This window comes from Streptomyces sp. NPDC007162 (genome assembly GCF_040634175.1).
GTDB lineage: Bacteria > Actinomycetota > Actinomycetes > Streptomycetales > Streptomycetaceae > Streptomyces.
Genome location: NZ_JBEYFC010000366.1, coordinates 1 through 9,488, shown reverse-complemented (window position 1 = coordinate 9,488; position 9,488 = coordinate 1). Strand labels below are relative to the sequence as shown.

At 72.4% G+C, this 9,488-nt stretch carries 10 protein-coding genes and 1 tRNA gene; 1 reads left to right on the top strand and 10 read right to left on the bottom strand.

Annotated features, from left to right (window positions below):
• Positions 1-160: 160 nt before the first annotated feature.
• Together ABZ646_RS32450 and ABZ646_RS32445 are read right to left on the bottom strand one after the other, a co-directional pair.
• Positions 161-235, bottom strand: a tRNA-Trp gene (locus tag ABZ646_RS32450).
• A 32-nt stretch (positions 236-267) separates the two neighbouring features.
• On the bottom strand, positions 268-981 hold the full coding sequence (locus ABZ646_RS32445; protein ID WP_360526812.1) for a rhomboid family intramembrane serine protease: 714 nt from the start codon (positions 979-981) through the stop codon (positions 268-270).
• Positions 982-1,136: 155 nt separating this feature from the next.
• Between ABZ646_RS32445 and ABZ646_RS32440 the strand changes: the two genes are divergently transcribed.
• Positions 1,137-1,700 carry a YciI family protein gene (locus ABZ646_RS32440; RefSeq protein ID WP_360526809.1) on the top strand — a complete coding sequence of 188 codons (564 nt, stop codon included), beginning with the start codon at positions 1,137-1,139 and terminating at the stop codon, positions 1,698-1,700.
• A gap of 22 nt (positions 1,701-1,722) precedes the next feature.
• On the opposite strand, the gene ABZ646_RS32435 is transcribed toward ABZ646_RS32440, so the two are convergent.
• From ABZ646_RS32435 to ABZ646_RS32400, 8 genes are all read right to left on the bottom strand, one after another.
• Positions 1,723-2,493: an SDR family oxidoreductase gene (locus tag ABZ646_RS32435; protein ID WP_360526806.1), complete on the bottom strand. Its 771-nt coding sequence runs from the start codon at positions 2,491-2,493 to the stop codon at positions 1,723-1,725.
• A gap of 84 nt (positions 2,494-2,577) precedes the next feature.
• A complete protein-coding gene (locus ABZ646_RS32430; protein WP_360526803.1) occupies positions 2,578-3,162 on the bottom strand; it encodes a TetR family transcriptional regulator in 585 nt (194 codons plus the stop codon).
• Between the two features lie 67 nt (positions 3,163-3,229).
• Positions 3,230-3,583, bottom strand: a complete 354-nt coding sequence (gene nirD / locus ABZ646_RS32425) for a nitrite reductase small subunit NirD (RefSeq protein WP_360526800.1) — start codon at positions 3,581-3,583, stop codon at positions 3,230-3,232.
• Positions 3,580-6,186: a nitrite reductase large subunit NirB gene (gene nirB / locus ABZ646_RS32420; protein ID WP_360526797.1), complete on the bottom strand. Its 2,607-nt coding sequence runs from the start codon at positions 6,184-6,186 to the stop codon at positions 3,580-3,582. Before nirB ends, nirD begins: the two co-directional genes overlap by 4 nt.
• Positions 6,186-6,461 (bottom strand): hypothetical protein, encoded by a 276-nt coding sequence (locus ABZ646_RS32415; protein WP_360526794.1) that lies wholly within the window; start codon positions 6,459-6,461, stop codon positions 6,186-6,188. Before ABZ646_RS32415 ends, nirB begins: the two co-directional genes overlap by 1 nt.
• Positions 6,462-6,648: 187 nt before the next feature.
• Entirely contained in the window at positions 6,649-7,272 is a 624-nt protein-coding gene (locus ABZ646_RS32410) for a class F sortase (RefSeq protein ID WP_360526791.1), read from the bottom strand.
• Positions 7,273-7,393: 121 nt separating this feature from the next.
• Positions 7,394-7,915, bottom strand: coding sequence for a hypothetical protein (locus ABZ646_RS32405; protein ID WP_360526788.1), 522 nt, complete (start codon positions 7,913-7,915; stop codon positions 7,394-7,396).
• A 636-nt stretch (positions 7,916-8,551) separates the two neighbouring features.
• The gene (locus tag ABZ646_RS32400; RefSeq protein WP_360526785.1) at positions 8,552-9,217 is read right to left on the bottom strand and encodes a YceI family protein; all 666 of its coding nucleotides are present in this window, start codon (positions 9,215-9,217) and stop codon (positions 8,552-8,554) included.
• Between the last annotated feature and the right edge of the window lie 271 nt (positions 9,218-9,488).

Below are 9,488 nucleotides of genomic sequence, written 5' to 3'. Positions count from 1 at the left end.
CCCCACCATATTAACAACCATAATTCTGCATAACTTATATATTATTTTGTTAGTGGTGTAGTGCGTTTTGCTCTTCCGATTTCGCGGGGCGGCACCCCTGTGCGGGGGGTGCCGCCCCTTCGTGCGTGAGCTGCGGGGGTGTGGAGGGCCCGCAGGCAGGCGGAGCCGGCCGGATTCGAACCGGCGTCCTCGCGGTTTTGGAGACCGCGCGCGACGACCCCTGCGCTACGGCTTCGCCCGGCGGGGATCCTGACCCCTCGTGTCCGGTCAGAGCAGGCCGAGGTCGTCGAGTTCCTGGTACAGGGCGGCACGGGTGGGGTCGCCGGAGGGCGCGGGGGCGGAGCCGGCGGCGGTTCCGGTCCGGACGCGGCGGTCCCGGAACAGCCAGGCCCCGAGCAGGCCGCCGAGCAGTCCGCCGAGGTGGCCGAGCCAGCTCACGCCCGGGGTGCCGGGTACGGCCACGGTGAGGAGGTACGCGAAGGAGGCGCCCATGACGACGCCGATCAGTGTGTCGATCAGGTGCCGGTCGAAGAGCCCGCGGACGACGACGTACCCGAAGTACCCGAAGATCAGGCCGCTGGCGCCGACCGTCGCCACGTCACCGCGCTCGAAGAACCAGACCACGGCGCCACTGCTCACGGCGATCAGCAGGGTCAGCCCGAGGAACCGCAGCACTCCCCGGTACGCGGCGAGGAAACCGAAGACGAACAGCGGCCCGGAGTTGCTCTCGATGTGCGCCCAGCTCCAGTGCAGCAGCGGCGCGACCAGGATGTCGGGCAGCGTGCCGAGGTCGCCGGAGACCACCGCGTAGTCCCTGGAGAGCGCGTAGTGGTCGGCGAAGTTGGCCAGCTGCACCAGCCAGACGACCGCGAGCAGCCCGAACATCACGAAGAACGCCTTCCGCGCCTCCGCGATCACCTGCGCGGGACTGTCCGGCACCGCCCGGAACCGGCCGCCCCTGCCCCTGTCCGATGCCCCCACGGCGTCCACCGCACCCACGGCAGGCCCCCCTCCGACGGATTCCACGTCCCTACCACGGCGCACTTTACGACAGCCCGCCGTCGAGATGGCACCGCGGCCGTGGGCCCGGAAAACCGCTTTGAGGAGCGGTCCCGGCTGCGTAAGGGTCCGTGCGTATGGAGTTCTTCTGTTATCACCGCGACCGGGCCGGCTCCCTCGCCTTGCGTGCCGGACTGGCCGAGGAGCACTGGTCGTACATGGACCGGTACGCGGCCGAGCTGATCGCCCGGGGGCCGACCTTCGGCGCCGACGGGGAGACACCCACTGGCAGTGTGCACATCGTCGACCTGCCCGACCCGGCCGCTGCCCGTGCGTTCGCCTTCGACGAGCCCAACCACCAGGCCGGCGTGTACCGGGACGTGCTGCTGCGGAGGTGGCGCAACCTGCTCGGGCGCACCATGTGGGAGTTCCCGGGCGGCCGGACCGGCGGCGACCGGTACCTGGTGCTGGGGCTGGGCCCGGAGCGGGCCGCCGGGGACGGCCTCGACCTGCCCGCCCACGTCGACCGCGACGAACTGGTCGCCTACGGGCCGCTGTCGTCCGACGACGGCGGCACCTGGCTGGGCACCGCCGCCCTCGTCCGCGCCCCGGGCCCGGACCGGGCACGCGAGGTCCTGGGCCGGCCGACCGGGTACGCGCACGTGGAAGTGCACGAGTGGGAGTTCGGCGGGCGGCGCTGACGCCGTCTCGGGGTGTCGGCGTCTACAGCGAGGCGCCGCTGTCCACCACCAGGTCCGTGCCCACCATCGACGCCGCCGCGTCGGAGGCCAGGTACAGGACGGCCGCCGCGATCTCCTCCGTCGCCGAGACCCGGCCCAGCGGGAGGGTCGCCCGTGCCCGCTCCGCCCGGTCCGCGTCCGTCTCGCCCGCGCGCAGCGACATCGGGGTGGCCGTCGCGCCGGGGCTGACGACGTTGATCCGGACGCCGTCCCGGACGTGGTCCAGCGCCGCACCCCGGCTCAGGGCCGTCACCGCCGCCTTCGTCGCCGCGTACGCGGCGGCCCCGGCGGACGTGGTGTGGACGCCGAAGTTCGAGGAGACGGTGACGATCGCACCGCCGGTCGGCTGGGTCCGCATCCGGCGGATCTCCGCCTGCAACGCCAGGTGCACGCCCGTCACGTTGACCGCCAGCTGCTCGTGCCAGTCGGCCTCCGGGAAGTCCGCCAGCGGCACGCCGCCCCGGAAGATCCCCGCGTTGTTCACCGCCACGTCCAGCGAGCCGAACCGGTCCACGGCGGCCGCCACCAGTGCCTCGGCGTCCCCGGGCCGCGCGAGGTCGGCCGGTACCGCCGCCGCCTCGCCGCCCCGCTCCTCGATCAGCGCCACCGTCTCCTTCAGCGGCCCCTCCCGGCGGCCCGCCACGACCACGCGCGCACCCTCGGCCGCGAAGGCCAGGGCGGTGGCCCGGCCGATACCGGTGCCCGCCCCGGTGACCAGGACGGTGCGCCCGGAGAAGCGACTGGAGGTCGGCATGAGTGATCTCCTTTTTTCGAGAACGATCGGTTCATTATCGAGCCGCAAAAAAGACGCCCGCGCACCGGTGCGCGAGGGCGTCCGTCAGTCCAGCAGGTGCAGCACCTGCTCCGCCGCGTCCCGGACCCGGGCCGGGTCGGCCGACGCCTTGCCCACCACCCGCAGGCCCTGGAACAGGACCAGCAGGGTGCGGGCGAGGGCGAGCGGGTCGCGGTCGGCGGGCAGTTCGTGCTGGGCCCGGGCGCGGGTGAGGGCCGTGTACAGGACCGTCTCGACCCGGTCCCAGTCCTGCTCGACGCTGCGCGCCGCGGCCGGGTCGTGCGGGGCCAGTTCGGCCGCGGTGTTGGTGACCAGGCAGCCGCGCAGTCGCAGCTCGTCGGCCGCGGACTCGTCGGCGAACCGCCGTACCAGCGCGCGCACGGCGGGCAGCGCCGGGCCCGGCAGGGACAGGCCGTGCAGGAGGGGCGGGAGGCGGTCCCGCTGGTAGCGGTCCAGCGCCTTCAGGTACAGGTCGCGCTTGCCGCCGAAGGTCGCGTAGAGGCTCGCCCGCCCGATGCCGAGGTGCTCGACCAGGTCGGCCACGGACGTCGCCTCGTAGCCGCGCCGCCAGAACAGCTCAAGAGCCGACAGCAGCGCGGCATCCGGGTCGAACTCCTTTGCCCTGGCCACACGCCAGAGCCTAGATCGAAAAAGAACGAACGGTCAATAAAGGAGTGGGTGACGGAACTCCCCGGTCCTATACGGCGGTCCGCACCTCGTACGCCGCCACCCGTACCGCCTCGTCGTCCAGGCACTCCCCGGTCGCCAGGTCGAAGCGCTGCTTCAGCAGCGGTGAGGCGACGAACGGGCGGCCCTGGTGGGTGCCGGTCAGGCCGCGGGAGAGGACCGCCGCGCCGCCGAAGGGGTCGCGGTTGTCGATGGCGTACAGGCGGTCCGCGCGGTCGCGGAAGACGGCGACCTGGCGGCCGTCCGGCAGCAGCGCGGCCACCCCCCGGCCGGGGGTCAGCAGGCTCAGGTCGCAGACCGTGAACCAGCTGTCCGCCAACTGGAGCTGGACCTTCAGGTCGGTGGTCTCGGGGGCCAGGGTCATCGCTGGGCGCTTCCTTCCAGTACGTCTGCGGCGGGGCGCATGCCGATGGACAGCAGCGGCAGGTCGGGCTTGATCTGGTCGCGCTCGGGCACGAAGCCGACGACCGGGTCGGGGGTGTCGGGGGCGTTGACGAAGGACACGAAGCGGGCGAGCTTCTCGGGGTTGTCGATGGTCGACGCCCACTCGTCGGCGTAGTTGGCGACGTGCGCCGCCATCAGGGACTCCAGCTCCTCGCAGATGCCGAGGGAGTCCTCGACGACGACGTCACGGACGTGGTCCAGGCCGCCCGGGATCCGCTCCAGCCAGGTCGACGTGCGCTCCAGGCGGTCCGCCGTGCGGATGTAGAACATCAGGAACCGGTCGATCAGACGGACCAGTTCGGCGTCGGAGAGGTCCTGGGCGAGCAGGTCCGCGTGGCGCGGGGTGGCACCGCCGTTGCCGCCGACGTAGAGGTTCCAGCCGCCCGCGGTGGCGATGACGCCGAAGTCCTTCGACTGGGCCTCCGCGCACTCCCGGGCGCAGCCGGACACCGCCGACTTGAGCTTGTGGGGGGACCTGAGCCCGCGGTAGCGCAGCTCCAGGTCGATCGCCATCCGGACCGAGTCCTGGACGCCGTACCGGCACCAGGTCGAGCCCACGCAGGACTTCACCGTCCGCAGCGCCTTGCCGTAGGCGTGCCCGGACTCGAAGCCGGCGTCCACCAGCCGCATCCAGATCAGCGGCAGCTGCTCGACGCGCGCCCCGAACATGTCGATGCGCTGACCACCTGTGATCTTCGTGTACAGCCCGAAGTCGCGGGCGATCTCACCGATCGTGATCAGGCCCTCGGGGGTGATCTCACCGCCGGGGATGCGCGGTACGACCGAATAGGAGCCGTTCTTCTGGAGGTTGGCGAGGAAGTGGTCGTTGCTGTCCTGGAGGGCCGCCTGCTCGCCGTCCAGGACGTAGCCGCTCGCGCCGATCGTCGGGGCGAGGGACGCGATGATCGAGCCGACGGCCGGCTTGCAGGTCTCGCAGCCGTCGCCGCCCCGGGCCTCCTCGCGGCCGTACCGGTCGAGCAGGTCCTGGTAGGTGTTGACGCGCAGCGCGAGGACGATCTCGTACAGCTCCTCGCGGGTCTGCGCGAAGCAGCCGCACAGGCCCTTGTCGACCTCGACGCCGGACGCCTCCAGCTCCGCGGTGACCAGCTGCCCGAGGACCTTGACGCAACTGCCGCAGGTCGTACCGGCCTTGGTGCACTTCTTCACCTCGGGCACGGTGGTGCAGCTGTGCTCGGTGACGGCCTCGCGGATGGTGCCCTTGCGGACGTTGTTGCAGGAGCAGATGATCGCCTCGTCCGGCAGCGCGGCCGGGCCGAGCTGGACGGCCTCCCCGGCACCGGCCGGCAGCACCAGCGACTCGGGGGAGACCGGCGGCACCGAACCGGTGAACGCCTTCAGCGTCCCGTACGCCTCCGCGTCGCCGACCAGGATGCCGCCGAGCAGGGTGCCGTCCCGGCCGATGACCAGCTTCTTGTACAGGCCCGAGCGGGCGTCGGAGTAGACGACGTCCAGGCAGTCGTCGCCGGTGCCGTGCGCGTCGCCGAAGGAGGCCACGTCCACGCCGAGCAGCTTCAGCTTGGTCGACAGGTCTGCGCCGGTGAAGGCGGCCTCGTCGGAGGCGATGGTCGCCGCGGCGGTCTCGGCCTGCTCGTAACCCGGCGCCACCAGGCCGTACACCCGGCCGTCCGCCGCCAGCGCGCACTCGCCGATCGCGAACACGTGCGGGTCCGTCACCGTACGGCACTGCTCGTCGACCGTGATGCCGCCGCGCTCGCCGACCGTAAGGCCGCAGTCCCGGGCGAGTTGGTCGCGCGGCCGGACACCGGCGCTGAACACCACCAGGTCGGTGGCGAGTTCGGAGCCGTCGGACAGCTTCATGCCGGTCACGGCACCCGCGTCGTCGACCACGATCTCCTGCGTGCCCACGCCCGTGTGCACGGTCAGGCCCATCTCCTCGATGGTGCGCAGCAGCGCCGCGCCGCCCCCCTCGTCCACCTGCACCGGCATCAGCCGGGGCGCGAACTCCACGATGTGGGAGGTGAGTCCGAGCCCCTTGAGCGCGCCCGCGGCCTCCAGTCCGAGCAGCCCGCCGCCGACCACGGCGCCCGTCGAGGCGTTCTTCGCGTACTCCTCGATCGCGAGCAGGTCCTCGATCGTGCGGTACACGAAGCAGCCGGTCGCCTCCTTGTGCGGGACCGGTGGCACGAACGGGTACGAGCCGGTGGCCAGGACGAGCGTGTCGTACCCGAACACCGCGCCGGACCTGGCCGTCACCGTCCGCGCTGTGCGGTCGACGTGCTGCGCCGGGTCGCCGACGTACAGCTCGATGCCGTGGTCGTCGATGAACCCCATGTCGGTCATGGAGAGTTCGTCGGGGCTCCGGCCCGAGAAGTACGAGGTGAGGGCGACGCGGTCGTACGCGGGACGCGGCTCCTCGCAGAGCACGACCACGCGGTGCGTGGCGGTCAGACCGCGCGCCGCGAGCGCTTCGAGGAAGCGCTGGCCGACCATGCCGTGGCCGACGAGCACGATCGTGGGGGTGGCCCCGGGGGCGGTGGTCATCAGGAGCCTCCATCGTGGGTGAGCAGGTGGAGCGGGGGGACGCCACCGGCGAAGAACCCGGCGGATGTCACGGACCCGGCGGATGTCACGGGCCCGGTGGCCGTCACGGGTGCCGCGGGCGTCTCCGGCGGCGTCGGCACCGGCACCGGCGCCGGCGTCACGGGCCTCAACGGTGTCACCGGTGTCACCGGCATGCCGGACTCCCCGAGCCGCCGGGCGGAACGGACGCCCGCGAGGCCGGCGCCGGTCACCACCACACGCGTATTCGAGGTCATGTCCAGGAGCGTGCGCGGCGGACGTTACCCGACCGCATCACCACTGTTTCCCGCGCGGAACGCTGCCCTCTTCGCCGCCGGGGGAGGGGTGTGAGGGGTCCGGGGCCCGGCGGGCAGCGCCTGTGAGGCGCGCGAAACGCGGCCGGTCGGCGGGGCCGCGGTACCGGCGCGGGCGGGGGCCCGGTGGTCAGCGGGTCGCGGTGAGGTGGGCGAAGACGACGACGTTGCCCTGGTAGCCGGTCGCGCGCGAGTAACCGCCGCCGCAGGTGATCACCCGCAGCTCGGGGCGTTTCGCGGCTCCGTACACCTTCTCGTCCGGGAAGTCCCGGGCCTGGTAGACCTCGACCGCGTCCACCGTGAAGACGGCGACGGACCGGTCCCGCCGGTCCACCTCGATGACCGCGCCGCGCCTGAGGGCACCGAGGTCGTAGAAGACGGCGGGGCCCTCGGTGTTGTCCACGTGCCCGGCGACGATCGCGGTACCGGTCTCGCCCGGCGTGGTGCCCGCCTCGTACCAGCCGGCGAGGTTCCTGTCGGCGGCGGGCGGCACGTCGAGGCTGCCCGCGGAGGTGAGGGCGAGGCCCATGAGGGGGGCGTTCACGCGGATGGCGGGGATGCGGATCCGGGTGGGCGGTGAGGGCGGCAGCGCGGGGGACGCGAGGCGCTCCTCCCCGGGGTCGGGGCGGCCCTCCGCGGCGGACGGCTGGGGCGGGGCGTCACGCGGTCCCGACCCGGGGCCGAGCAGCCAGACGCCCGAGCCGAGGGCCACCACGGTCACGGCGGCTATCGCGGTGTCCCCGATCCTGCGCATACGAATCCCTCTTTCGAAGGCGACCGAACGGTGACCCCCTACCCCCTCCGGGCCGCGAGGGGCGTCGGACCCGGAGGGGGTGGGATGGCGGTACCGGCGGACGGACAGCGGAGGGTGTCCGTCAGAACGCATCGCCTCTCGCCCGGCGATGCAGGAGCCAGGTACCGCCCGCGGCGGCGACGGCCAGAGCCGCCACGCCCGCCGCGGTCTGCACGGGGTCGGTGCCAAGGGCACCACCGACCCCCGTCTTCACACTGCCGTGGGGCTGCAGCTGCCCTCCGGCCGACGTCAGCGCCACCGTGAGGTCACCGGTGGCCCGACGGGTCCCGTCGGCGCACTTCGCGACGATCTCGTACGTCCCCGGCTGCGCGCTTTGCGGCACCCGGAACTCGCCGATCGCCTCGCCCTCGTGCGTGCTGGGCGCGAGCGTGAACGTCCCGGCGCCGACCGAGCCGGCGTCCCCGACGGCCGACCCCTTCTCCCCGCACACCGCGGTGTTCACCGTGACCTGAGCGCCGGGCGCCGTGGTCGAGGGGTACACGTCCAGGCCGCCGGAGCTGCCGCCGTAGGCCGGTGCGGTGGCGCCACCGGCCGCGGCCACCGCGAGCGCGGCTCCGGTCAGCAGACGGACGGTGCGTCGCATGGTGCTCCCTCGCTCCTGGTCGGGCTCGTCCACTCCCTTGCTCTTCCGAGGTAAAAGCAGGCGGGCCGGGCCCGCTTCCTGAGATTCCGTCAGCTGTGGGATGAACGGGTGTCACCCATGGGGCTCCCGACGGGGGTTGTGGGGGCGTTCGGGCAGGTCAAGGCAGCTGCGGAGAGATAAGTATGAGAAGCACACGAATGGCGGGTGCCGGGAGGAGTGAACGGGTGACCCGTCGCCCCCCGGCCCTGCGGCGGCCATAGCCCCGGGCCCAGGCCGAAGACGGACCTGGGCACCCGGGTCCCGCCGCCCGGTCAGGGGCCACGCCTTGCCCGGGGTTCCCGGCGGTCCGCGAACCGGGCCCTGCCTGAGCGCCGCCCTCCATCAAGGAGCGCATCCTGCCCGGGCCACCGTCCGCCCGCCGCCCGGTCGGCGCGCCCCGTCCGAGGACCGCCGTCCGTCCGGGGACCGTCGCCCGGTCAGGGGCTGCGCCCCGTCCGGCGACATCCGTCCGGTCCGGGGCCGCGCCCTGCCCGGGGATTGCCGTCTGTCCGGGGACCGTCGCCCGGTCGGGGGCTGCGCCCCGTCCGGGGACCGCCGCCCGTCCGAGGGGCGTCGCCCGGTCGGCCCCTCGTAGCGCTACGGCGTGCCCTCTGGCGCCATGCGGATCGCCGCGATGTCGAACTGCAGGCGCACCGTCTCGCTCACCATCGCGCCGCCCTCCGCCAGCCGGGAGTTGTAGGACAGGCCCCAGTCCATGCGGTTGATCGTGGTCGTGCCGTCGAAGCCGACGCGCTCGTAGCCGAAGGGGTCGGTGACGTGGCCGATGTAGGTGAGCTCCAGGTCGACCGGGCGCGTCCGGTTCTTGATGGCGAGGTCGCCGGTCATGACGTAGACGTCGGGGGACTTGAGGCGTACCGCCGTGCTCTGGAAGCGCATCCGCGGGTAGGCGGCGGAGTCCAGGAAGTCGCGGCCCGTCAGGTGGGCGTCCCGCTGCTCCACGCCGGTGTCCACACTGCCCGTGGACAGGATGATCTCCGCCTGGGAACGGGACGGGTCACGACCGTCGAAGTAGAGCCGGCTCTTGTACTCGGTGAAGGCCCCGCGCACCGTCGTCACCATCGCGTGCCGGACCGAGAAACCTATTCTGCTGTGCGCCGGGTCGATGATCCACTCGCCGGACAGGGCGGCGAGCGCGGGGTCCAGCAGAACGGGCGCGGAGCGGTGGGAGGAGGACGCCTGCGCGGAGCGGGGCGGGGCCGTGGGGGTGCGCCGGGCGGTGTGGGGGCGGCTGAACAAGTTCATGTTTTATCTAGGTAGTGCACGGGAGAATTTGCCGCAAGGGCTTGTCAGGACAACGGAGTTGCGCAATTCGGTGGGTCGTCACGGAATTCACACATCTCCGCCATGGAATCCGCTCGGCGGCAGTATGAATGCCCCGGCTGTTCCTTGAATTCCGGGTATTCACCCTGTTCGCCGCTGTTTGCCATGGGGTACGAGGTACGGCCGCCGAGGCAGCCGACGAGCTGCGCAAGGCTCTCGGCTTCCACTACGGCGACGTCACCGTGGAACTTCT